At 47.9% G+C, this 25,405-nt stretch carries 16 protein-coding genes; 13 read left to right on the top strand and 3 right to left on the bottom strand.

Features of this window, described 5'->3' with window-relative positions; genetic code table 11:
* The first annotated feature begins 27 nt into the window (after nt 1-27).
* From nuoG to nuoN, 8 genes are read left to right on the top strand one after another with little or no spacing between them, the layout of a single operon-like run.
* The gene (gene nuoG, locus Xsze_RS18105; protein ID WP_099139023.1) at nt 28-2,751 is read left to right on the top strand and encodes an NADH-quinone oxidoreductase subunit NuoG; all 2,724 of its coding nucleotides are present in this window, start codon (nt 28-30) and stop codon (nt 2,749-2,751) included.
* Nucleotides 2,751-3,728, top strand: coding sequence for an NADH-quinone oxidoreductase subunit NuoH (nuoH, locus tag Xsze_RS18100; protein ID WP_038237172.1), 978 nt, complete (start codon nt 2,751-2,753; stop codon nt 3,726-3,728). Before nuoG ends, nuoH begins: the two co-directional genes overlap by 1 nt.
* Before the next feature lie 15 nt (nt 3,729-3,743).
* The gene (nuoI, locus tag Xsze_RS18095) at nt 3,744-4,286 is read left to right on the top strand and encodes an NADH-quinone oxidoreductase subunit NuoI (protein WP_038237098.1); all 543 of its coding nucleotides are present in this window, start codon (nt 3,744-3,746) and stop codon (nt 4,284-4,286) included.
* Between the two features lie 12 nt (nt 4,287-4,298).
* Nucleotides 4,299-4,829, top strand: coding sequence for an NADH-quinone oxidoreductase subunit J (gene nuoJ / locus Xsze_RS18090; protein WP_038237095.1), 531 nt, complete (start codon nt 4,299-4,301; stop codon nt 4,827-4,829).
* Entirely contained in the window at nt 4,826-5,128 is a 303-nt protein-coding gene (gene nuoK / locus Xsze_RS18085) for an NADH-quinone oxidoreductase subunit NuoK (RefSeq protein ID WP_038237091.1), read from the top strand. The genes nuoJ and nuoK overlap by 4 nt, the downstream gene beginning before the upstream one ends.
* Nucleotides 5,125-6,972 (top strand): NADH-quinone oxidoreductase subunit L, encoded by a 1,848-nt coding sequence (gene nuoL, locus Xsze_RS18080; RefSeq protein ID WP_038237089.1) that lies wholly within the window; start codon nt 5,125-5,127, stop codon nt 6,970-6,972. Before nuoK ends, nuoL begins: the two co-directional genes overlap by 4 nt.
* 19 nt (nt 6,973-6,991) lie before the next feature.
* Nucleotides 6,992-8,512: an NADH-quinone oxidoreductase subunit M gene (nuoM, locus tag Xsze_RS18075; RefSeq protein WP_099138027.1), complete on the top strand. Its 1,521-nt coding sequence runs from the start codon at nt 6,992-6,994 to the stop codon at nt 8,510-8,512.
* A gap of 6 nt (nt 8,513-8,518) precedes the next feature.
* A complete protein-coding gene (gene nuoN / locus Xsze_RS18070) occupies nt 8,519-9,976 on the top strand; it encodes an NADH-quinone oxidoreductase subunit NuoN (protein ID WP_038237086.1) in 1,458 nt (485 codons plus the stop codon).
* 371 nt (nt 9,977-10,347) lie between these two features.
* Here nuoN and Xsze_RS23145 read toward each other — a convergent pair whose 3' ends face one another.
* Entirely contained in the window at nt 10,348-10,473 is a 126-nt protein-coding gene (locus Xsze_RS23145) for a hypothetical protein (RefSeq protein ID WP_255296538.1), read from the bottom strand.
* A gap of 266 nt (nt 10,474-10,739) precedes the next feature.
* On the opposite strand from Xsze_RS23145, the gene betT reads away from it, so the two are divergent.
* From betT to Xsze_RS18045, 5 genes are all read left to right on the top strand, one after another.
* A complete protein-coding gene (gene betT, locus Xsze_RS18065; RefSeq protein WP_038237084.1) occupies nt 10,740-12,734 on the top strand; it encodes a choline BCCT transporter BetT in 1,995 nt (664 codons plus the stop codon).
* Between the two features lie 209 nt (nt 12,735-12,943).
* Nucleotides 12,944-13,387, top strand: a complete 444-nt coding sequence (locus tag Xsze_RS18060) for a PTS sugar transporter subunit IIA (protein WP_038237081.1) — start codon at nt 12,944-12,946, stop codon at nt 13,385-13,387.
* 30 nt (nt 13,388-13,417) lie between these two features.
* Nucleotides 13,418-13,705, top strand: coding sequence for a PTS sugar transporter subunit IIB (locus tag Xsze_RS18055; RefSeq protein ID WP_038237078.1), 288 nt, complete (start codon nt 13,418-13,420; stop codon nt 13,703-13,705).
* A gap of 12 nt (nt 13,706-13,717) precedes the next feature.
* The gene (locus tag Xsze_RS18050) at nt 13,718-14,992 is read left to right on the top strand and encodes a PTS ascorbate transporter subunit IIC (protein WP_038237075.1); all 1,275 of its coding nucleotides are present in this window, start codon (nt 13,718-13,720) and stop codon (nt 14,990-14,992) included.
* Nucleotides 14,993-15,217: 225 nt separating this feature from the next.
* On the top strand, nt 15,218-15,466 hold the full coding sequence (locus tag Xsze_RS18045; protein ID WP_141557189.1) for a hypothetical protein: 249 nt from the start codon (nt 15,218-15,220) through the stop codon (nt 15,464-15,466).
* 419 nt (nt 15,467-15,885) lie between these two features.
* On the opposite strand, the gene Xsze_RS18040 is transcribed toward Xsze_RS18045, so the two are convergent.
* Entirely contained in the window at nt 15,886-16,149 is a 264-nt protein-coding gene (locus Xsze_RS18040; RefSeq protein ID WP_038237070.1) for a PAAR domain-containing protein, read from the bottom strand.
* A gap of 487 nt (nt 16,150-16,636) precedes the next feature.
* A complete protein-coding gene (locus Xsze_RS18035; RefSeq protein WP_051462365.1) occupies nt 16,637-25,405 on the bottom strand; it encodes a non-ribosomal peptide synthetase in 8,769 nt (2,922 codons plus the stop codon).

The following is a 25,405-nucleotide window of genomic DNA, read 5'->3' as shown; positions in this document are numbered from 1 at the left end:
GGCAGGCCATTGGGAAGCATGCTGACTATGGCTACGATACATGTAGACGGCAAAGATTATGATGTAAACGGGGCTGATAACCTGTTGCAAGCCTGCCTCTCATTGGGGCTTGATATACCTTATTTTTGCTGGCATCCAGCGCTGGGAAGCGTTGGCGCTTGCCGCCAGTGTGCGGTGAAGCAATATCAGAACGCGGAAGATACACGCGGTCGTCTGGTGATGTCTTGTATGACACCTGCGGCAGACGGCACGTATATTTCCATTGATGACGAAGAAGCAAAGCAATTCCGCGCAAGTGTCGTGGAATGGCTGATGACCAACCATCCTCATGACTGTCCTGTTTGTGAGGAAGGGGGAAACTGTCATTTGCAGGATATGACCGTCATGACGGGGCATTCATTCCGCAAATACCGTTTTACCAAGCGCACCCATAAAAATCAGGAGCTGGGGCCATTTATTGCGCATGAAATGAACCGTTGCATCGCCTGTTACCGTTGTGTCCGTTACTACAAAGATTATGCGGATGGAACCGATCTTGGCGTTTACGGGGCTCATGACAATATCTATTTTGGCCGTCCTGAGGACGGAACGCTGGAAAGCGAATTTTCCGGTAATCTGGTTGAAATTTGCCCTACAGGGGTGTTCACCGATAAAACGCATTCAGAACGCTATAACCGTAAGTGGGACATGCAGTTTGCTCCCAGTATCTGCCAGCAATGCAGTATCGGTTGCAATACCAGCCCCGGAGAGCGTTATGGTGAATTGCGCCGGATAGAGAATCGTTACAACGGCACTATCAACCATTATTTTATGTGTGACCGCGGCCGCTTTGGTTACGGTTATGTCAATCGTGATGATCGTCCTCGCCAGCCACAACAATTGCGTGGGGATCAGTGGATTTCCCTGAACGCGGATCAGGTGATGCAGGGTGGTGCGGATATTTTGCGTCAGGCAAAAAACGCCATTGGTATCGGCTCTCCGCGTGCCAGCATTGAAAGCAACTTTGCGTTGCGTGAATTGGTCGGGGCGGAAAACTTCTACAGCGGCATTGCGGCGGAAGAGCAGCACCGCCTTGATATGATGCTGGAAATTCTCCAGCAAGGCGGAGTTTATACGCCATCCCTGCGTGAAATCGAAGATTACGATGCGGTACTGGTATTGGGTGAAGACCTGACTCAGACTGCGGCTCGCATGGCACTGTCTGTGCGTCAGGCGGTGAAAGGCAAGGCACGTGAGATGGCTGCTGCCCAGAAAGTGGCAGATTGGCAAATTGCGGCGATCATGAACATCGGCCAGCGTGCGAAATATCCGCTGTTCCTGACCAGCGTCGATGATACCCGATTGGATGATGTAGCAGCATGGAGTTACCACGCACCAGTTGATGATCAGGCGCGCTTTGGCTTTGCCATCGCCCATGCCCTGAACAACATTGCCCCTGCTGTCAACGACTTGCCGGATGAACTAAAGGCGAAAGTCGAAATCATCACACAAGCTCTGCGTGATGCGAAAAAACCACTGATTATCAGTGGCAGCAACCCGGGCAGCGACACGTTGATTCAGGCTGCGGCAAACATTGCGTGGGCACTGAAAGACAAAGGGGCGAATGTTGGCCTGACTTATGTCGCCGCGTATGCCAATAGCCTTGGTTTGGCGATGATGGAAGCGCAGCCACTGGATGCGGCGTTACAGCGTATTGCTAAGGGAGATTCAGATACTGCCATTGTGGTGGAAAACGATCTCTATCGTCATGCGCCAGCGGACAAAATTGACTGTGCACTGGATAGCCTGAAAAACCTGATTGTTGTTGATCATCAGCGCACAGCCATTATGGATAAAGCGCACTTGATTCTCTCAGCATCCAGTTTTGCTGAAAGTGATGGCACACTGGTCAATCAGGAAGGTCGTGCCCAGCGTTATTTCCAGGTTTACGAACCGTCATTCTATGACAAATCCATCGTGATGCTGGAAAGTTGGCGTTGGATGCACTCTCTCTACACCACCTATACACAATGCCAGACTGACTGGACGCAACTTGACCATGTCATCGAAGCCTGTGTCAAAGCCATGCCGCAGTTCAAAGGCATCGTTGATGCAGCACCCGATGCCACATTCCGCATCCGCGGGCAAAAACTGGCGCGTTCTCCTCATCGTTACAGCGGCCGTACTGCCATGTTGGCAGATGTCAGCGTTCATGAGCAGCGTCAGCCACAAGATATCGACACCGCCTTTGCCTTCTCAATGGAAGGGAATAACAGCCCATTTGCTCAGCGTCAGCAAATCCCGTTTGCATGGGCTCCGGGTTGGAACTCCCCACAAGCGTGGAATAAATTCCAGGCTGAAGTAGGCGGTAAACTGCGTTTCGGTGATCCGGGAGTGCGCCTGATTGAAACGGTTGATGGCGGGTTGAACTACTTTGACAGCATTCCGGCGGCTTTCACCGCGCAGGATAACCAATGGTTCGTCGCGCCTTATTTCCATCTGTTCGGCAGTGATGAACTGTCACAGCGTGCTGATGTGATTCAGGAACGCATGCCTGAACCCTATGTGATGATCAACGATAGGGATGCGGAAAACCTGAATGTGAAAGAAGGTGCTGTCATGGAATTTGAATGTGAAGGACAGCAACTGCGTTTAACTGTACGCCTGAGTCGCAATCTGGTTCAGGGACAAGTTGGTTTGCCGCTCGGAATGCAGGGCATCCCTCCGGTTCTGGCAGGCAAATCAGTCAATAACTTACGGGAGGTTGCATGATGAGTTGGCTTACTCCCGGCGTGGTTGAAATTCTGATTGCCGTACTGAAAGCGGTGGCCATTCTTCTGGTTGTGGTGATCTGCGGGGCATTCATGAGTTTCTTTGAACGCCGTATCCTTGGGTTGTTCCAGAACCGTTACGGGCCAAACCGTGTGGGCTGGGGCGGTTCATTGCAGCTTGTTGCAGACATGATCAAAATGTTCTTCAAGGAAGACTGGGCACCACGCTTTTCTGATCGGGCCATTTTTACTCTGGCCCCGGTCATTGCGTTCTGTTCGTTGCTTCTGGCCTTTGCCATCGTGCCGGTGAGTCCGACATGGATGGTGGCAGACCTGAACATCGGTATCCTGTTCTTCATGATGATGGCGGGTCTGGCGGTTTATGCCGTGTTGTTTGCAGGCTGGGCAAGTAACAACAAGTATTCCCTGTTGGGGGCGATGCGCGCATCAGCACAGACACTGAGTTATGAAGTCTTCCTCGGCCTGTCCATGATGGGGGTTGTGGCACAGGCCGGCTCCTTTAACATGGTGGATATCGTCAATTCACAGCAACATGTCTGGAATATCATTCCCCAGTTCTTTGGCTTCCTGACTTTTGCGATTGCCGGTGTGGCAGTATGTCACCGTCATCCCTTTGACCAACCGGAAGCAGAGCAGGAATTGGCCGATGGTTATCACGTCGAATATTCCGGCATGAAATTCGGTTTGTTCTTCGTGGGGGAATACATCGCTATCGTGACGGTATCCGCTTTAATCGTCACGTTATTTTTCGGTGGCTGGAATGGGCCTCTCTTGCCCCCATTCATTTGGTTTGCGTTGAAAACAGCATTTTTCATGATGATGTTTATCTTGATCCGTGCTTCATTACCGCGCCCGCGTTATGACCAAGTGATGGCGTTTGGCTGGAAAGTCTGCCTGCCGTTAACGTTACTCAATATGCTGGCAACTGCCGCAGTGATTTTATACAACGCTCAATAAAGGGGTGATTGAACCATGACATTGAAAGAGTTAGTGGTCGGTTTCGCCACCCAGGTACGCAGTATTTGGATGATAGGGCTTCATGCCTTCCATAAACGCGAAACGCAAATGTATCCGGAAGAACCAGTCTATCTGCCACCCCGTTACCGTGGGCGCATCGTTCTGACGCGTGATCCTGACGGTGAAGAGCGTTGTGTTGCCTGTAACCTGTGTGCAGCCGTGTGCCCGGTGGGATGTATCTCACTGCAAAAAGCCGAGCATAAAGATGGTCGCTGGTATCCGGAATTTTTCCGCGTCAACTTCTCGCGTTGCATTTTCTGCGGCTTGTGTGAAGAGGCCTGTCCAACGACAGCCATTCAGTTGACGCCAGATTTCGAATTGGGTGAATTCAAGCGTCAAGATCTCGTATACGAAAAAGAAGATCTGCTGATTTCCGGGCCGGGAAAATACCCTGACTATAACTTTTACCGCAAGACGGGCATGGCAATTGACGGCAAAGATAAGGGCGAAGCCGAGAACGAAGCCAAGCCTATCGACGTTAAAAGCCTGTTGCCGTAAGGAGCGATATTCATGGAGCTTACATTTTATGTCGCAGGGCTGGTTGCCATCCTCGCAACACTTAGGGTGATAACCCACACGAATCCGGTTCATGCGCTTTTGTACCTGATTACGTCCTTGCTGGCATTGTCCATCGTGTTTTTCTCCCTCGGCGCCTATTTTGCCGGTGCGCTGGAAATCATTGTTTATGCCGGGGCGATCATGGTGTTGTTCGTCTTCGTTGTGATGATGCTGAATCTGGGGAAATCGGTTGCTGACCAAGAGCGTTCATGGCTGCAACCCAGGGCCTGGATTGGCCCGTCCATTCTGTCTGTTGTCCTGCTGATTGTGTTGGTTTATGCCATCAATACACTGCCATCGGTTGTCATCAGAGGGGGCGTCGTGAGTGCCAAAGAAGTCGGTATCAGCCTGTTTGGTCCTTATGTGCTTGCCGTCGAGCTGGCATCCTTGCTGTTACTGGCCGGGTTGGTGGTGGCTTACCACATTGGCCGTGAAAACCGACAGGGCGAAGTCATCAGCAACCGAGCGGAGGATCAATCATGATCGCGTTAAACCATGGCCTTATTCTGGCGGCCATTCTGTTTACATTGGGCTTCACTTGCCTGATTATCCGCCGCAATCTGTTATTCATGCTGATTGGGCTGGAAATTATGATCAATGCTTCAGCGCTGGCATTTGTGGTTGCCGGCAGTTACTGGGTCCAACCTGATGGTCAGGTGATGTATATTCTGGCCATCACGCTGGCAGCAGCCGAGGCGAGCATCGGTTTGGCACTGTTACTACAGTTGCACCGTCGTCGCCAAAATCTGAATATTGATACAGTCAGTGAGATGCGCGGATGAACTTACTCTATTTAACTATTCTGCTGCCACTGTTGGGATTTCTGCTATTGGCATTTTCCCGTGGCCGCTGGTCTGAAAATTTGTCAGCCACCATTGGAAGTGGTTCGGTTGGCCTGGCAGCATTAATCACACTCTGGGTCGGGATTGATTTTGTTACCCAGAATGGAGCAGGGGGACAGGTTTTCGAGCAGACATTATGGAACTGGATGGATGCGGGAGATTTCAGCATTCCTGTCAATCTGGTACTGGATGGCCTGTCGATGACCATGCTGGGTGTTGTGACCGGCGTCGGTTTCCTGATCCACGTTTACGCTTCATGGTATATGCGGGGCGAGGAGGGGTATTCCCGCTTCTTCGCCTATACCAACCTGTTTATCGCCAGCATGGTGGTATTGGTGCTGGCAGATAACATGCTGCTGATGTACCTCGGTTGGGAAGGGGTTGGCCTGTGCAGTTACCTGTTGATCGGTTTCTACTACAAAAACCCGGCCAATGGCGCGGCGGCAATGAAAGCGTTCATTGTTACCCGCGTGGGGGACGTGTTCCTTGCCATCGGCATGTTTATCCTCTACGACCAGTTAGGCACGCTGAGTTTCCGCGAGTTGGCGGTATTGGCCCCGCAGCACATTGAAGCTGGCTCAACCGCAATCACTTGGGCAACCCTGATGATTCTGGGTGGCGCAGTGGGTAAATCAGCGCAGTTGCCATTGCAAACATGGTTGGCAGATGCGATGGCAGGCCCGACACCGGTTTCTGCTTTGATCCACGCCGCAACCATGGTAACCGCGGGTGTCTACCTGATTGCCCGCAGCCATGCACTGTTCCTGATGGCGCCAGACATTCTGCATCTGGTGGGGATCATTGGTGCTGTAACCCTATTGTTGGCAGGATTTGCCGCGCTGGTACAAACCGACATCAAACGCGTGCTGGCCTATTCAACCATGAGCCAAATTGGTTACATGTTTTTGGCATTGGGGGTACAGGCGTGGGATGCGGCCATTTTCCATCTCATGACCCACGCATTCTTTAAGGCACTGTTATTCCTGGCTTCTGGTTCAGTGATCCTGGCTTGTCACCATGAACAAAACATCTTCAAAATGGGTGGGTTACGCAAGCGCATTCCGTTTGTTTACCTCTGTTTCATCGTGGGTGGTTCAGCACTGTCGGCTCTGCCATTATTGACCGCCGGTTTCTACAGTAAAGATGAAATCTTGTGGGGCGCTCTGGCGAATGGTCATATGAACCTGATGCTGGCGGGGCTGGTTGGGGCATTTATGACCTCCTTGTATACCTTCCGCATGATTTTCATTGTGTTCCACGGCGAAGAAAATACCCATGCACATCCTGTCAAGGGCATTACCCATACTTTGCCACTGTCCGTATTGCTGGTGCTGTCTACCTTTATCGGCGGTATCTTTATCAAGCTTCCACTGTCAGGTGTCCTGCCAGAAAGCCATTCAGGGCACGATGGCAAAATGGCACTGGAAATCATTTCTGGTGTGGTTGCCGTTGTCGGTATTTTGCTGGCGGCAGCGTTGTATCTTGGTAAACGCAGTGTGGTTAATGCCACTGCAAACAGTGCGCCGGGTCGTTTCTTCTCGACATGGTGGTTCCATGCGTGGGGATTTGATGCGCTGTACGATTGGGTATTGGTGAAACCATTCAAAGGCATTACCCGTTTGTTGCAAAATGATCCTTTGAACTCACTGATGAACATACCTGCCATATTGTCACGTTGGGGCAATAAAGGGTTACGTTGGAGTCAAAACGGACAGGTTCGTTGGTACGCTACCTCTATGGGGTTGGGTGCAGTGCTGGTTTTAGCTCTGCTGCTTTTGGTTTAATTAAGGGACACATTGCGCCATGCTATTAACTTGGCTAATTCTTCTGCCCTTCATTGGAGGCCTGCTGTGCTGGCAGGCGGAGCGCTTCGGCACCCGTATGCCGCGTTGGATAGCGCTTCTCGCGATGGGGCTGACGCTGTTACTCTCTCTGTATCTGTGGTTGCAGGGTCATTATACACTTACCAACCCAGAGGGTATTCCACAATGGCAACTGGAGTTTGTTTTGCCGTGGATACCTCGTTTCGGTATCAGCATTCATCTGGCACTGGATGGTCTTTCCTTGCTGATGGTCGTGCTGACGGCGCTGCTGGGTCTGATGGCTATCCTCTGTTCGTGGAATGAAAACCAGCCATACCAAGGGTTTTTCCACCTGAACCTGCTGTGGATACTTGGCGGTGTGATGGGGGTTTTCCTTGCTATCGACCTGTTCCTGTTCTTCTTCTTCTGGGAAGTGATGCTGGTTCCGATGTACTTCTTGATAGCCCTGTGGGGTCACAGAGGTTCAGAAGGCAAAACCCGTATTACGGCGGCAACGAAATTCTTCATCTATACCCAGGCCAGTGGTTTGGTGATGTTGATTGCGATTCTGGCACTGGCTTTTGTTCACCATGATGCAACGGGAGAATGGTCATTCAACTATCAAGATCTGTTGAATACACCAATGTCCTATACCGTTCAGTACCTGCTGATGCTGGGCTTCTTCATTGCATTCGCGGTGAAAATGCCGGTTGTTCCCCTGCATGGCTGGCTGCCGGATGCCCATAGCCAGGCACCAACGGCGGGTTCCGTTGACCTTGCGGGGATCTTGTTGAAAACAGCGGCATACGGTTTACTTCGTTTCAGTTTGCCACTCTTTCCGGAAGCCTCTGCGAATTTCGCGCCGATTGCTATGTGGCTGGGTGTGATTGGCATTTTCTATGGTGCGTGGATGGCGTTCAGCCAGACCGACATCAAACGCCTGATTGCTTATACCAGTATTTCCCACATGGGCTTCGTTCTTATCGCCATTTACACAGGAAGCCAATTGGCTTATCAGGGCGCAGTGATCCAAATGATTGCGCATGGCCTGTCCGCTGCGGGTCTGTTCATTCTGTGTGGTCAGTTATATGAACGCCTGCATACTCGTGATATGCGCCAGATGGGTGGTTTGTGGAGCAGAATTCAACTGTTGCCAGCGATCTCTCTGTTTTTCGCGGCCGCGACACTGGGGATGCCGGGAACCGGTAACTTTGTCGGTGAATTCATGATCCTGTTCGGCAGCTTCAGTAAATTTACCCTGATTACCACCGTCTCCGTATTTGGTCTGGTTTTTGCGTCTGTCTATGCACTGTACCTGATGCAGAAGGCTTACTATGGAACACCAAAGACGGATAAACCCTTGCCACAGATGGATGCCCGAGAAATCTCAATTCTGCTGCTGCTGGTCGTCTTATTGGTGCTTTTGGGGGTTTACCCACAACCAATCCTTGATACCTCAGCCGCCGCGATGAGTAACATCCAGAATTGGTACTCAGCTTCACTTTCAACTACAGGGCTGTAATTCGCCATGACAATAACTACTGAACAATTGATCGCACTGTTGCCGCTATTGATCGTCGGATTGACGGTGGTGGTTGTGATGCTGTCCATTGCGTGGCGACGCGATCATTTCACCAATGTCACCCTGACGGTCATCGGGCTTAATCTGGCCCTTTTTTCTCTCTATTTTGTCGGGCAACAAGAGCCGATGGATGTTACGCCACTGCTCCATGTTGATCGCTTTGCGATGTTCTATACGGCCCTTGTACTGATTGCGAGCCTTGCAACGACAACATTTGCCTATTCATGGCTGGAGAACTATCCCGACAACAAAGAAGAGTTTTATCTTCTGGTGCTGATAGCCGCAGTGGGGGGGATCTTACTCTCTTCCGCCAACCATATGGCAGCGTTGTTTATCGGGATTGAACTGATCACACTGCCATTATTTGGCTTGGTAGGTTATGCCTATCGTCAGAAACGTTCACTGGAAGCCAGTATCAAATACATGTTGTTATCGGCTGCGGCATCGTCATTCCTGCTATTCGGTATTGCGCTGCTGTATGCTGAATCCGGCGACTTATCCTTTGCATCACTGGGTAAAAGCCTGAGCGACAGCAAACTGCATGAACCGTTGGTTCTGGCGGGATTGGGCATGATGCTGGTGGGATTGGGCTTCAAACTTTCCCTCGTGCCTTTCCAATTGTGGACACCGGATGTTTACCAGGGTGCACCCGCACCGGTATCTACTTTTCTGGCGACAGCGAGTAAAGTGGCTATCTTTGCCGTCGTTATGCGTTTATTCATTGCAGCACCTGTGACCGACAGTGAAACCTTGCGCATTGTGCTGACTGTCATTGCCATCGCTTCCATCTTGTTTGGCAACCTGCTGGCCCTGACTCAAAGCAACATCAAGCGTCTGCTGGGTTACTCATCCATTTCGCATCTTGGGTATTTGCTGGTGGTATTAGTTGCCATCAAAGATCATACTCTGGCGGAAGAAACCGCAGGCGTTTATTTGGTTGGTTATCTGCTTGCCAGTATCGGCGCATTTGGTATCGTCAGCCTGATGTCCAGCCCATACAGAGGGCCGGATGCAGATTCGCTGTTCTCATACCGCGGCCTGTTCTGGCATAAACCGATCCTGTCCGCCGTTATGACCATCATGATGCTGTCACTGGCGGGAATACCATTAACCTTCGGTTTCATCGGTAAATTCTACGTTATCGCAACGGGTGTTGAAGCTCAATTGTGGTGGCTGACTGGCGCGGTTGTGCTGGGCAGTGCCATCGGTCTTTATTACTACCTGCGTGTCATGGTGAGTTTGTATCTGCCGGCACCAAAGGCACTGAACCGTGATACGCCACATAACTGGGCATTTACTGCGGGCGGGATTGTTGTGTTGCTCACCGGGTTGTTGGTATTGATCCTTGGTGTTTGGCCACAACCCCTGATTGAGATTGTTCAGCAGGCGAAGAGCGTGCTGTAAGGTAATAAATTACTCAATCATGTTAAAACCCCAGCCATTATTGACTGGGGTTTTTCTTTTAGGCGCTTAATTGCCTGCTTACAGTGGGTAGTAAAATATACAAAATTTCAGTCAGACACTGTTTTTTATTATGCCAGTTATGTAATTTATTTAAGATTACTGTGGAGAATAACCGTTAGTTGAAATACGTGCATTCATAGTGAAACTAAGATCTCTTTTGGAGAAATACCCCAACTTTGCCAATGACTGGTTTCAAGCCATTAACTGGGATATTGAAAAATGTTGGGTATATTTAAAAAACAGTACCAAAAGTTTCAGCACTCGATTCAATACCGTTTATTTTTCCGATTGGAAATTAATATGGCACTTATTTAATTGTGCCAGATATGAAATGGCATAGCAGGCCTGAAATGGTGTTGCTCCACCCGCACTGACAGCGTAGCGTGCAGGCGAATGGACAGGTGGATATATTCAATGGGTTTCGTTTTGTACGTCATGTGAATACCTTCTCAACGAAGTCCAAAACGTCCAAAACCCGATTTGCCAATTACCTCTATCCCAATTACCTCTATCTAAGTACAGTTATGTCAACTTTTATGTTAAGGTTGCCTTTAATGTGGATTGCGTGATTTATACTCACAATAGGTCTGCGAGGTGTGTAACCAATTGTTATGGTTGCACTTATTTATTTGGGATCTCTGCAAAAATTGCTTATTAGGAGTAAACAGGAGATAGTGTCGAACACTAATTTTGAAGGATAATTATGAGTCAAGATAATACTGGTCAGGTAAAGACTAAAACTTCCATTAACCCACCAGTTTTTTTCTTCTCGGCGTTTTTAGTCATTGCACTGGTGACATTCGCTGGTTTGAAACCCGAACTTGCCGACCGTTGGTTCAAAGCCTTGCAGCAGGACATTTTTCTGAATGCCAGTTGGTTTTATATTCTGGCTGTTGCTTTGATTTTGCTTTCGGTGACCTATCTGGGCTTGTCCCGGTACGGCAATATAAAACTGGGCCCCGACCACGCTGAACCAGATTTCAGTTATTTTTCCTGGTTTGCTATGCTCTTTTCTGCGGGTATGGGAATTGGGCTTATGTTTTTTGGCGTGGCTGAACCTGTCATGCATTACCTTTCTCCTCCGGTGGGAACGCCCGAAAGTATCGAAGCTGCAAAGCAAGCGATGAAACTAACTTTCTTCCATTGGGGGCTTCATGCGTGGGCAATTTATGCCATTGTAGCGTTGATTCTGGCATTTTTCTGTTATCGACACGGTTTGCCTTTAACACTGCGTTCGGCGCTGTATCCGATTATTGGCGATAAAATTTATGGGCCGATTGGTCATGCCGTGGATATTTTCGCTGTTATAGGTACCGTATTTGGTGTCGCTACCTCGTTGGGTTATGGCGTTCTTCAGGTCAACGCGGGCCTCAACCACTTATTCGGTTTGCCTATCAATGGCCCTGTGCAGGTTTTATTGATTGTCATCATCACCGCATTAGCGACTCTCTCCGTTGTTTCTGGTCTGGATAAAGGCATTCGCATTCTGTCCGAATTGAATTTGGGCCTGGCCGTTTTATTGTTGGTTTTGGTCATGGCGTTGGGGCCGACCGTTTTGTTGCTGAAATCCTTTGTGGAAAACACCGGCGGTTACCTTTCAGAAATTGTCAGTAAAACCTTTAATTTATATGCCTATGAACCCAAATCCAGTGACTGGCTGGGAGGATGGACATTGCTGTACTGGGGATGGTGGCTTTCATGGTCCCCATTCGTGGGTATGTTTATCGCGCGGGTTTCCCGCGGCCGGACAATCAGAGAGTTTGTGACAGGTGTCCTGTTCGTTCCGAGTGGTTTTACCCTGATGTGGATGACGGCTTTTGGTAATAGCGCGATTGAGCTGATTTCCAATAAAGGCGCAAAAGAATTAGCGCACGTTGTACAGACAGATGTCTCTCTGGCCTTGTTTAACTTTTTGGAATATTTCCCGTTCCCTACTGTGCTGTCGTTTATTGCGATGACGATGGTTGTCATGTTCTTTGTCACCTCAGCGGATTCCGGTGCTATGGTGGTAGATACACTGGCATCTGGCGGCGTGAAGCATACGCCGGTCTGGCAGCGGATCTTCTGGGCTGGGTTGATGGGGGTTGTCGCCATTGCATTATTAATGGCAGGTGGTCTGTCTGCCTTGCAAACTGTCACCATTGCCAGCGCATTGCCGTTCTCAATCGTCTTGCTGATTTCGATCTATGGCCTGCTTAAAGCATTGCGGGTCGATGCCTACAAAAAAGACAGTCAGCAAATGACGACGATTGCCCCTCCTGCCAGTCGCAACCCGATCCCCTGGCAGCGAAGGTTGAGAAATATTGTCTATTACCCCAAGCGCTCGCAGGTGAAACGCTTTATGAGCGAAATAATCCAGCAGGCCATGGGAATGGTGGCAGAAGAGCTGGAAAAGCAAAACAAAATCGTTGTGATCAATGATGAGGTTGAGGATCGCATTCATTTTGAAGTGGATTTTGGTGACAACTTCAATTTCGTATATGAAGTTCGTCTACGAGGCTATATTCAGCCTGCATTTGCCTTGGCTGGTCTGGAAGACGAGGAAAAAAACGAGGAACAAAAATACTACCGTGCGGAAGTTTACCTGAAAGAAGGCGGGCAGGATTACGATTTGATGGGATGGACACAAGAGCAAATCATCCATGATATTTTGGATCAATACGAGAAGCATATTCACTTTTTGCATTTAGTTCGTTGATAATACACAAATAAACCATCATCAACAAAAACCATCAATCCCCGGGCTTACCCTCCGGGGATTTTTTTATCTTGTATTTATTGAACGTGTGATTAATAGTGTGACTGACCCCGAATTATTGTGCTTTTTATTCTTTTCCGTCGATATGTTGAGTTTGCAGTGACTATTCTTTTACTCATTCTTCTATCTTCCTGCCCGAGGGAAATGTGATGCTGAAAACACTATTGACCTACGATGTCATTCAATGGGTCCCCGCTGCGAAAGACTGGCGTGAGGCGATTGCAATAGCCTGCCAGCCACTCATTGACAATGGTTCGATTGAATCACGTTATGTGGATGCCATTTATCGTTCCCATGAAGAAATCGGCCCTTATTATGTGATTGGTCCGGGTATTGCCCTCCCGCATACCAGGCCAGAACAAGGCGCCAATCGACTTGCTTTGAGTTTAACGGTATTCCATGAAGGTGTGGTGTTTGGTTCCGGGCATAATGACCCGATTAAGTTATTGATCGTATTTGCCACAACAGACAGCAATAGTCACATTGAAGTACTCGCCGAGCTGGCTGAACTCTTTGATGATTCAAAAGAAATCAGTCAACTCATGTACTCCGGTAGTCAGGATGAGATTTTTTCTATTATTCAGGACTATTGACCCACATTTTATGACATGGCGGAAAATATCATGGTAATCACAATTGTTTGCGGTAATGGTTTAGGTACAAGTTTGATAATGGAAATGAGTATCAAGAACATTCTGAAAGAGTTAGGTGTGGAAGCGAATGTCGAACATATTGATTTAGGCTCAGCCAAAGGCACTGCCAGTGATATTTTTATTGGCACAAAAGACATTGCCGAACAGCTCATCACACAAAATGTCGATGGGAAAATTATTGCATTGGAAAATATGTTGGATAAATCCGCGATGAAAGCCCGATTATCTGCGGTACTGTTTGAAATAATTAAATTGTAATCGGAGATGAATATGGATTTCTTTCACTTCCTGATGAACGATATTCTGTCAGAGCCGGCTATTTTAGTCGGTTTAATTGCCTTACTCGGATTAATTCTTCAGAAAAAACCGGTGATTGAGTGCATAACCGGGACAATAAAAACCATTCTGGGTTTTGTTATTCTGGGGGCTGGCTCAGGTGTCATCATCCATGCATTGAGCGGGTTTTCTATTATCTTCCAACATGCTTTTGGCGTTCATGGCGTTGTTCCGAGCAATGAAGCCATTGTTTCCATCGCACAGAAGAGTCTTGGCAAAGAGATGGCATTGATCATGTTTTTTGCGATGATTATCAATATTCTGATTGCCCGTTTCACGCCATGGAAATTTATTTTCCTGACAGGGCACCATACCTTATTTATGTCAATGCTGGTGGCGGTTATCCTGTCAGCGGCAGGCATTAACGGCATCAAGTTGGTTACGATTGGTTCATTGGTTGTGGGGGGATCAATGGTATTCTTCCCTGCCATCGCCCATCCCTTCATGAAAAAGATAACAGGCTCAGATGACGTGGCGCTCGGGCATTTTTCAACGCTTTCTTACGTCTTGTCGGGATTTATCGGCAGTCGATTGGGCAATAAAGCCTATTCCACAGAGGAAATGAACGTACCGAAAAGTTTATTATTTATGCGTGATACACCGGTTGCCATTTCTTTTACTATGGCGATTATTTTTATCATTACCTGCCTATTTGCGGGGGATGATTTTGTCAGGCAGGTCAGCGGCGGAAAAAATAGCGTTATGTTTGCCGTGATGCAATCCATCACTTTTGCGGCGGGCGTTTATATTATCCTGCAAGGTGTCAGGATGGTGATTGCCGAGATAGTTCCGGCCTTTAAAGGCATTTCCGATAAATTAGTGCCAAACGCCAAACCTGCGCTGGATTGTCCGGTCGTTTTTCCTTATGCCCCCAATGCTGTTTTGGTTGGCTTTCTGAGTAGTTTTGCCGCAGGCGTGGTTGGCATGTTCCTTCTTTATATATTTGACCAGTATATATTCAACCTGAGTGTCATTATTCCCAGCGTGGTGGCACATTTCTTTGTTGGTGCAACCGCGGGAGTGTTCGGCAACGCAACGGGAGGAAGAAGGGGGGCAATATTGGGTTCGTTTGCACAGGGAATGCTGATTACCTTTCTTCCTGCATTTTTACTGCCTGTTTTGGGCGATATGGGGATTGCCAATACCACATTCAGTGATGCGGATTATGGTGTGGTCGGGATTTTATTGGGAATGTTGGCTCGCTTCTGATTTAAAGGGAAAAGTCGTTTCTGTGTTTACCGGTTGAAATTGTCTGTCAAGATGATTAATGATCATTATCAGATAGGTGATTTTTACTTATTCCCATTCTCTTTCACGTTCAAGGGATTGATAAAACTTTAAGTTGGGGATAACAAAAGTTGGGGATACCAAAAGTTGGGGATACCAAACTTTATCGTTATCATTGCCTAAGATAAAAGGAGATAACATGAAAAATTGGCAATGATATTTGCATTGGGAATGATTAGTTTTAATGCAATGGCGGTTGATGGGTACAAAGATGCAAAATTCGGTATGACAGAAAAAGAGTTCTTTGCGAAAAAATTATGCCATTTTGAAGAAGGAAAACCAGTCGATTTCTCTCAATCAAAAGGAATATCACTTTATTCATGCCCTGACTTTTCGTTTGCTAACACAAAGCGTAGAGCAGTGGCATTTTTTTTAATGGAAAGTTTAGCAGGTTAGAAATTAGTGTTGGTGATGACCATATTAAGGCAGTAAGTAAAGCCGTAGAGAAAAAGTATGGAGAACATACGTCATTATCAGTGACATTACTTGACGAGTTTTATATTACGCTACAAAAAGGGGGAATTGTCTCCATCGGTTATGATAATGATACTGTATTCATTGACATGAGTATGGCATTCGGGAGAGAAGCATGTCGAATGGTCTATAGTCGATAATATTTAAAAACTCTTTCATCTCTTTAGGTTTTTCTGCGCCATTAATAAAAGCTTTTATACCAGCGCCATCATAAGGAACTGCTCCTTTTGTTAACTGATTAACTTCATAGATCTGTCTGCAATTTAATTAATCAACTAAATCTGGTTTTCGTCTGATTTTGAGTTTATCCGCCTGATAAAATAAGGCGGATATGCATTTAATTAAGCGAGAAAATCTTTTTGGCTAGCAATGAGTTTAGCGCCACAAGCTGTTTTCATTCCTTCCAGCGCAATAAGTTTGCCTTGAGACTTCAACAATTCAGTTCCCTCAACAATTGGATATGTCCCCAAGCATGTTGGGCAAGCAACCATATCGCCTACGCCTGCAACAGGTACACCTTGGTAGGTATAACCGCCAATGGCGGTTATCACTTTACCACCATGATCTGTGGTGTCGTTTAAGAGAATAACTGCTTTACCTGCCATCTTTATATCTCCGTTTTGTCATTGTTTTTCATTGAGTTTTACTTATATCTTATCCACCAGAGTTCGGTATTATGCTGAATGAAAAGGGCACTTGGCTAGTTAAGGTTATTTATTTTACACGTCAATTTATAAAATTAATTAACCAATTAAGTCCAATTTTTCTCTATTTTTGGTGGAATATAAAGTATCAACAGAATTCTGATAGAATAAATTGCCAATAAGCTGATTTTTCTCTAACAAAAAATAAAACGATTAAACTCATTTTTTTGGAAAAATTGATTGATATTAGCCTTCGTAGGAGGTAAATATTTTGACGAAACCCAATAAAAATAGAGAGATAAAATATGCGGCCACTAGAAAAAATGATAATAAATGAGTCTATTGAGGATATATTGCTCTCTTTTTCGCTTAAAAGTTCTTATATCGCAAGAAAATATGAAGCCAGCATTACTGGCTTCATTAGTCAAAATTTAATGTATTTTATCTGTTAATGCGGTGTTTTCAGTATTTCTTTTCTGATTAACTCAATGGCATTAATAATGTTTTCATGATGGCAATCTTCCAGCAATACCATCTCCAATGGCGTATTTACCCATTGTGAAACATTATTGTCCGGAGTTTTTTCTATTAATTGGTATATCAATAATTCAACGCTTTCTTGATGGGATGGGTTGATTTTACCTGCCTTAAATAAAGTGACTTTTGAGTGTGCCAATTTCCCGCTTAAATCACAATTGGCCATTCTGCTTTCAATAGGAACCGTTTCCAGCACTTTATGGATATAAGTATCGCTTGCTCCTTTTTCATGCAAAATGTTTGTAATTTGTTTGTCTATAGATGACATATCCAGATTATTTCTAATTTCTTTTATCTCATCATTGTTCATGATGGTGTCCAATAAAAATAACTCAATGTCTTTTGCACCGAGTTGCTCAAATTGAAAAGCCATCTCCATCGCCAACTGCCCCCCCAATGACCAGCCTAAAATACGGATAGGCTCATCAATGGACGTTTCGGTTAACATTAACTTCATGTAGATTTGCGCTATCTGTTGCAATGAGTCGATTTTATCCTCTGCACAAAGATTATAATTATCGATGCCGATACAGTTATAGCTATCAGATAAGGCATTTGCCAGAGGTTCATAGACTTCACTGCCGCAGTTGGCGGCATGGATCATAAATAACTTATTTTTTGCCGTCGATTGTGGGGTTAACTCATTCAGTAAACCGGATGTTAAATGACCCGATCCTAGCCATTCCGATAATAAGGCAATCGATTTATGGCTAAACAGGATATTTAAGGGAATGTCCACTTCCAGTTGATTGCGCATGACTGTGGTCAGTTTGATTGCCATCAGGGAGTTACCGCCAATGCGGAAGAAATTATCTTCAATGCCGACCTGTTCCAATCCCACAACATCCTGCCAAATAGCGCAAAGCTGGGTTTCCAGTTCATTGCGCGGTGCAACATAACTGTCCCGGTTTCCCCTGACAGGTTCTGGCAGGGCACGGCGATCCAATTTGCCATTCAGTGTTAATGGCACCGCTTCAATGCAGGTAAAGCTGGCGGGTACCATATATTCCGGCAAACGGGCGGAAAGGTGCTTAATCAGGCTCTCATCAGACAATTCGCCATCTGCAACTTCTGTGACCAGATAGGCAGCAAGTATACGGTTTCCTTTATGTTCATGGTCAATCACGACGGCCTGTTTGACTTGTGGATGTGTGGATAAAGCCGTTTCAATTTCCCCCAATTCAATGCGATAACCGCGGATTTTGACCTGAGAATCGTTGCGTCCCAGATATTCAAGGTTGCCATTTGGCGACCATCGTACAACATCTCCGGTTTTATACAGACGGGTGTAGCCTTTGATTGTATCTTCCGCTGTCGCAAATGGGTTTGCTACAAAATACTCAGCGGTCAGTTCGGGCCGATTCCAGTATCCCCGGGCCAGACCGGCTCCGCCGATATACAGTTCTCCCGCCGCACCGATAGGAACGGGATGGCCTTCATCATCAAGAACATACAAACGGGTATTGTCGATGCCTTTACCGATGGGCCGCTCCCGGCCCTGCAATAAACATTGAGTGGCGCAAACGGTAATTTCAGTAGGGCCATACTGATTGAATACGGTCACACCCGAATGCAGATCCAGCGCATTCAGCGTTTCGCCGCCGGTGTGGATAGTCTGCAAAGTCGACCGGAGTAATGGCGCGGAAAAATGGTTCATCAAAGCGGTTGGAATAAACGCTTTGGTAATTTCATGCATATTGATGAATGTCAGTAGTTGATTACTGTCTTTTGTCACCGCTATCGGGGCAATAAACAGGGAACTGCCTGCCAGCAGGGCAGGGAAGATCTCAAAAACAGAAGCATCAAAGACATAATTGGAGAAAAACAACGTTCTGGTTTGCGGATTCAGTGAATGTGTCCGGGCAATAAATTGAGCCAGATTACTGACGCTGGAATGCTCAATCATGGCCCCTTTGGGTTGACCTGTAGTTCCTGAGGTATAGATGATATACGCCAGATCGGTAGATTTATTTATCGGTGTCAGGTTTTCCACTGGCAGCGCGGTTGTGGCTGTCTGCTCATCCGCAGGAATTAATATAGGGTGTTCTGAAAGAATTTGGCTGTAGTTTGCCAATGTCGCCCTATATTGCTGTTGGGTAATGATACAAGGTGCAATAATGTCAGACAGAATAAATTGCACTCTCTCCGCCGGATATTCCGGTGAAATGGGCACATAAGTCCCGCCTGCTTTCAGCACTGCCAGAATACTGACCACCATTTCCAGACTGCGGTCAAGATAAAGGGCAATGGGGGTATCTGCCTGCATGGGGGCATTAAATCGTTGTTGGTAATGGTTACGGATGACATGGGCAAGTTGATTTGCCCGCTCATTGAGCTGACGGTAGGTGAGCGTTTCTCCCGCAAATTCCAGTGCCAAGTTATCCGGTGTTTTTTCTGCCTGAGCTTCAAACAATTGTTGCAGGGTCTTGTCCTGCGGATAAGCAGCGTCAGTTTGATTCCAAGTATGCAGCAAGGTATGGCGCTCTTCTTCGCTGAGGAACGTGACTGATGTGTGTGGCTGGTATGGATCGCTGGCGACGGCACACAGGATACGTTCAATCTGACCAAGCAAGCGCTGCGCTTGTTTATCGGTTATCCACTCTTCGCCATAACTCAATATGACTTTCAGGCTGTTGTCCGGCTCATAAGCCATCAGTGACAAGGGATAATCGGTTTTTTCGATGGCATTGCGGAACGTTAATCTGTTCTCAATACGAGTGTTGTTCCCGTTATCGCTTCCATCGGCCGAATTATCCCCGATAACAGGGGCGGGGTAATTTTCAAAAACCAGTAAGGAGTGGAATAGCCGTTCTCCGCCAGATTGTAAATTGGTGAGTGATACGGCGCTGTAGCTGTTGAGTGAAGCGATATCTTTCTGTATTTCCTGCAGCACACTGATAATGTTGTTGGCTTTGTCCCACTGAACCATCAGCGGCAAGGTATTGATATACAGGCCAACGCTGGATTCAATCCCCGCTACCGGTACATCGCGGCCGGAGACTGTGGTGCCGACAATGGTTTGTTCATCACCGGTGTAGCTGTGCAGCAGTTTATGCCAGGCAAATTGCAACATGGCATTTAATGTAATGCCGTGTTCCCGGGACATTTTTTTCAGCTGTTGATAAGCATCCCCTTGCAGGGTGACAGTTTGTTCCATCGGGCGTTCTATCGATTTTACCTGTGCCAAATCAACATGATGGCTTAACAAAGCCGAGAGATCATTGATGCCGTGGAATTGTGCCTTGCGTTCAGCCCAATAGGCTTCAATTTCTGCTTTATGGTGCAGGTAGTAATGCTGGGTTGCCAGATAGGCATGATCTGCCACAATTTGCGGAGTACGGCCTTGTGCCAGTTCGTTGTAATACTCATGCACGGTTTGCAGTAAAATCGGATTGCTCCAGCCATCGATAATCGCGTGGTGCTTTGTGATCAGGACAGTGACCAACTGTTCATGCTGTTTGATGACGGTAAAGCGAATTAATCCGGGCTGGCTGAAATCAAACGGCAGGGCACGGTCATGTTGTTGGATCGCATTAATTGCGCTGTTCCGTTCTTCTTCGGACAATTGGCTGATATCGTTGATCCCGAAATTTTCCGCACGAATACTTGCCCCTTCGGTTGCAATTTGCAGCACCTCTTCGTCCCAGTTAAATGCCGTTCTGAGAATGGGAAAACGCAGTGAGGCCAGCGACCATGCTTTCTGATAAGCGGTAATGTTCAAATCAGTGTGGTAATCCAGCAGCAATTGTACGCGGTAGGCATCATCTTGCGGCTGGGTGAGATGATGATAGATAAATCCCTGTTGCAAGCTGGTGGCAGGATACAGCGCTTCAATCGGGTATTTCTGCTGAAGATGACGCAAAAGCCGGGTTGAAACCCCTTCAATGCCATAGTCGCTTGGTGTTCTTATCCCGCCCAGTTGAGCCTGCTTTTGGCCCGCGGTAATGACCGAATGGAGTGCCTGCTCAAATGCGGTGATAAATGTGGTTGTCTGTGCTTCCGGCAAACGGGAACTGACGTTGAATTGCAAAGTACCTGCTTGGATCAGGCCGTTAATATTCAGCAACAAATGGCTATGATTATCGTCAGCCACTGCAATTCCGCACTCATCGCTGGTGAGTAACCAATCTTGTCCGGTTTCACCGCCCAACTGACCGAGATAGTTGAAACTGATCGCCGGTAAATTTCCGGTCAAATATCCGACCTGACGCAATGCGCCATAGCCAATGCCTTTGTTTGGCACTGCCCGGAGCATTTCTTTGGTGTGAATAATCGTCTCAGCAATCTCATCCTGCATAGCCAGACGAACAGGGTACATGGTAGTAAACCAGCCCACGGTTTCTGAAACATCCAATGTGTCATCAATGGCTTCCCGACCGTGGCCTTCAAGTGTGATGTGATTGACGGGGCTTGAGAAAACGGCTTGCAATGCCAGTGTGAGCGCACTGAGCAGCAAATCATTAATTTCAGTCTGATAACCCGAATTGGCCTCACGCAGCAGGATGTCAGTCAGTTCCGCGGAAATATCCAGCATGTGGTGGCTGGCTTTGCCTGAAACCGGATGGGCGGTGTTTCCTGCAACAACTTGCTGCCAGTAGGCGATTTCCTGTTGCTGGCTTTTTGCATTATGAGCCTTGTGGGCCTTATGGGCATTGTAAGTATTGTGGGCATAGCAGTGAACGGCATTGACCCATTGCCGGTAGCTGCTGGTTTTCGCCGGCAGCGTTTCACCTTGCAATAGCCTGCGTATATCTTCAGCAATGATCCGCCATGACACGACATCAATAATCAAATGATGGAAGGCGAAGAAGAGACGGGCGCTGCCATCCGCATATCCGGTCAGGTGGCCTGCCTGCCACAATGGCCCGGTACAATAATCAAAGCCACTTTGCCATTGGGTTAATCGCTGCTGTTTCTCCACATCATTCAATGTGCTGACATCACAATGCAGTAACGCGGGAAGCAAAGGCGGCATGTTGGCGGAATAACATTGGCGATGCTTCTGGATTGTTCCGGCAGGATTTATTGTGTCAGGCTTGGGCGTGCTGAAGCTGACACGCAGCATGTCATGCCGCCCGGTCAGGGTGGTCAGCGCCTGTTCAATCGCGGCATAGTGGATATTGCCGGGCAGACGGATCATGAACGCCTGATTCCAATGGTGTGGGCTTGGCAAATGCCAGTTGAAGAAGTCCTGCTGGATAGGCAACAGGTCAAACTCTCCATTCAACAGGCCTTGTTCTGCAACGATTTTGTCCGTGGCGGAAGTCTGGAGCAACAATTGTGATAATTGAGCCACAGTGGGCGCTTCAAAAATCGATTTCACCTGAAGGGCAAAGCCCGCCTGCCGCAGTTTGGAAACCAGCTGGATACTGACAATCGAATCCCCGCCAATGCGGAAAAAGTTATCGTCAATGCTGATGTGTTCCAGCTTCAGGACCTCCTGCCAGATGGCACATAACTGCGTTTCCAGTGCATTGCGCGGGGCAACATAATTATCGTGATCCCCAAGGGCGGGTTTGGGCAGGGCGTGGCGATCCACTTTGCCGTTTCGGGTCAGGGGCAGGTTTTCGAGACGGGTAAAGCTGGCGGGTATCATGTATTCCGGCAGCCGATCAGATAAATGCTGGATCAGCATGTCATCTGACAATGCCCCTTCTGAGATCAGATAAGCGGCCAGCCCTTTATGGCCGTTATAGTCACAGTCAATCACGACCGCCTGCCGGACTTGTGGGTGAGCTGTCAGCACATTTTCGATTTCTCCCAGTTCAATGCGGAAACCGCGCAGCTTGACCTGAAAATCATTGCGGCTCAGGTATTCTATATTGCCGTCAGGCAACCAGCGGGCGAGATCGCCGGTTTTGTACATTCTGGCGTCCGGTTGCGGTGAGAACGGATCAGGGAGAAAACGCTCTGCGGTCAGATCAGGGCGATTCAGATAACCCCGGGCAACGCCAGCACCGCCAATGTGGATCTCACCGGCCGCGCCGACAGGAACGGGTTGGCCTTGTTTGTCCAGAATATAGATGCGGGTATTGCCGATTGGCCGCCCGATGGGAAGTTTTTTGTCTTCACTTTCAATCAATGGGATCTCATAAGCGGTGGCAAATGTGGTCGTTTCTGTCGGCCCGTAAACATGCAGCAGATGCTTTGGTGCATGTTCTGCCCTGAGGCGAATGGCGGATCGGTTATCCGCCTGTTCACCGCCGAACAGGACATAGCGCAGTCCGGACAACGACGGGGCAATCAAGCCTGCATATTGGTTAAACAGGGCGGTGGTCAGAAACAGCGCGCTGACACCTTCCGATGACAGGCACTGACCAAATTCAGCGGGATGCAACAGGGTTTTTTCCGGGATCAGCAGGATACGGGCACCATGGACTAATCCGGACCAGACTTCCCATGTCGCGGCATCAAATGAAATATTGGCGCAATGGGCAATGCAATCATCGGGGCCTATGTCAGCAAAGCCATTATTGCTGGTGAGACGAAGGACACTGCGGTGTTCCACCATAACGCCTTTGGGCTGCCCGGTAGAGCCGGAAGTGTAAATCACGTAGGCCAGATGGCGTGACGTCAGCCCCAAGGCCTGTGTATCCGGATTCGTGTCCGGCAGAGTTTCAAAGCGTGGTGCGTGAGCATCAAGCAATACCATTTTATCATGCAGCATCGAAGGAACGGTGCTGCTCAGTTTCCCGGCCTGTGCTGTCTGGGTCAGAAAAACCACGGGGGCGGAATCTTCGAGCATATAGGCCAGTCGCTCCGCCGGATAGGTCGGATCAAGCGGTACGTAAGCTCCGCCGGCCTTGAGGATGGCGAGTATCCCCACCACCATTTCCGGGCTGCGTTCGAGGCAAATGGCGACCCGGTCATCCGGTCGCACGCCCAGCGCAATCAGATGGTGAGCAAGACGGTTGGCGCGCCGGTTGAGTTCGCCATAGCTGATCCTTTGCTCTTCAAATATAACGGCAATGGCATCGGGGCGCTGGGCTGCCTGAGCTTCAAACTGTTGTTGCAGGGTCTTGTCCTGCGGATAAGGCACTGCGGTCTGGTTCCAGTTGTCCAGCAGGGCATGGCGCTCTTCTTCACTGAGGAGGGTTATTGATGAGTGCTGCAGGTTCGGGGTGTATGCCACTGCGTGCAAAATGCGTTCAAGCTGGCACAGCAAACGTTGGGCCTGTTTTTCCGTCAGCCAGTCTTCACCATAGCTGAATTTTATGACCAAACGGTTATCGTGCGTGTAAGCCATCAGCAATACCGGATAATCCACTTTTTCGATGGCACGACGGAATGTCAGAGTATGCCCGATGCCTTCCTTATTTTCGCTCGCTTCGGGGAGCGGGTAGTTTTCAAAGACCAGCAAACTGTGGAACAAGCGTTCGCCATTGGATTGCAGGCTGGATAGCGAAACTGTGCTGTGGCTGTTGAGGGCGGCGATATCTTGTTGGATGTTTTGCAACACCGCCGCGATGCTGTCTGTTTGCTCCCATTGCACCATCAACGGCAAGGTATTGATATACAGGCCAACGCTGGATTCAATGCCTTCCACCGGCACATCGCGTCCGGAAACGGTCGTGCCGACAATGGTGTGCCCATCGCCGGTGTAACTGTGCAGGAGTTTATTCCAGGCAAATTGCAGTGCCACATTCAGGGTAATGCCTTGTTCCCGGCAGGTATCCTTGAGTTGCTCGTAAGGACTTCCTTGTATCGTGAGGATCTGACCGGCAGGCTTCTCAACGGTTTTTATTTTTGCTAAATCAACGCGATGACTTAACAAGGGTGATAAGTCATTCGTTCCGTGGACATGCATTGAGTGGAATTGTGATTTGCGTTCACGCCAGTAAGCTTCGGTTTCTGCTTTATGATCCAGATAATATTGTTGGGTTGCCAGATAGGCTTTATCTGCCACGATATTTGGCGAACATCCCTGTGCCAGTTCGTTGTAATACTTATGGACTGCCTGCAACAAAATGGGGTAACTCCAACCATCAATGATGCAATGATGCAGTGTGATCAGCACGGTGATGAGCTGTTCTTCCTGTTTGATAAAAGTGAAACGGACTAAACCGGGCCGACTTAAATCAAAAGGCTGGGCGCGATCATGTTGTTGGATCGCCTCAATCGCTTCGTTTCGGTCTTTTTCTGCTAACTGGCTGATATCTTTGGTGGTAAAGTTTTTCGAATCAATACTGTGATTCGCGGTGACTACCTGCAATATTTCCCCTTCCCAATCAAAGGCAGTTCTCAGGATGGGAAATCGCAGTGAAGCCAGCAACCATGCTTGCTGATAAATGGCTGAATCAACATTGGCATGATAATCCAGCAGCAATTGCACACGATAAGCATCATCCTGCGGTTGAGCCAGATAGTGATAAACAAATCCCTGTTGCAAGCTGGTAGCCGGGAATATCGCTTCAATTGCATTTTTGGCGGTGGGGGCAGAAACCCCCGAATTAGTGTGATGCTCACTGGCAATATTCTTGCGGAAAATAAAATCCTTGAATGCTTCTTCAGAAAAAACTCGTTTTTCATTTAGAAAAGCTAATATATTGTCTTTTTTCTGCTTAACTTCATCAATCAGCTGAACAGGGGGAGTATCCCCTGTATATGCCAGTTTTAACTTATTTTCACAGACCCAGAGTGATACATGATTTTTGTTAAGTTCTTTAAATAGCATCAACAT

The organism is Xenorhabdus szentirmaii DSM 16338 (assembly GCF_002632585.1).
Lineage (GTDB): Bacteria > Pseudomonadota > Gammaproteobacteria > Enterobacterales > Enterobacteriaceae > Xenorhabdus > Xenorhabdus szentirmaii.
This window is presented reverse-complemented; position numbering and strand designations above follow the sequence as displayed.

Coding starts and splice junctions, on each gene's coding strand:
- nuoJ (WP_038237095.1), top strand. CDS start 4,299: ATGGAGCTTACATTTTATGTCGCAGGGCTGGTTGCCATCCTCGCAACA.
- nuoI (WP_038237098.1), top strand. CDS start 3,744: ATGACATTGAAAGAGTTAGTGGTCGGTTTCGCCACCCAGGTACGCAGT.
- Xsze_RS18055 (WP_038237078.1), top strand. CDS start 13,418: ATGGTAATCACAATTGTTTGCGGTAATGGTTTAGGTACAAGTTTGATA.
- nuoH (WP_038237172.1), top strand. CDS start 2,751: ATGAGTTGGCTTACTCCCGGCGTGGTTGAAATTCTGATTGCCGTACTG.
- nuoN (WP_038237086.1), top strand. CDS start 8,519: ATGACAATAACTACTGAACAATTGATCGCACTGTTGCCGCTATTGATC.
- Xsze_RS18035 (WP_051462365.1), bottom strand. CDS start 25,405: ATGTTGATGCTATTTAAAGAACTTAACAAAAATCATGTATCACTCTGG.
- Xsze_RS18050 (WP_038237075.1), top strand. CDS start 13,718: ATGGATTTCTTTCACTTCCTGATGAACGATATTCTGTCAGAGCCGGCT.
- Xsze_RS18060 (WP_038237081.1), top strand. CDS start 12,944: ATGCTGAAAACACTATTGACCTACGATGTCATTCAATGGGTCCCCGCT.
- betT (WP_038237084.1), top strand. CDS start 10,740: ATGAGTCAAGATAATACTGGTCAGGTAAAGACTAAAACTTCCATTAAC.
- nuoL (WP_038237089.1), top strand. CDS start 5,125: ATGAACTTACTCTATTTAACTATTCTGCTGCCACTGTTGGGATTTCTG.
- nuoM (WP_099138027.1), top strand. CDS start 6,992: ATGCTATTAACTTGGCTAATTCTTCTGCCCTTCATTGGAGGCCTGCTG.
- nuoG (WP_099139023.1), top strand. CDS start 28: ATGGCTACGATACATGTAGACGGCAAAGATTATGATGTAAACGGGGCT.
- Xsze_RS23145 (WP_255296538.1), bottom strand. CDS start 10,473: ATGACGTACAAAACGAAACCCATTGAATATATCCACCTGTCCATTCGC.
- nuoK (WP_038237091.1), top strand. CDS start 4,826: ATGATCGCGTTAAACCATGGCCTTATTCTGGCGGCCATTCTGTTTACA.
- Xsze_RS18040 (WP_038237070.1), bottom strand. CDS start 16,149: ATGGCAGGTAAAGCAGTTATTCTCTTAAACGACACCACAGATCATGGT.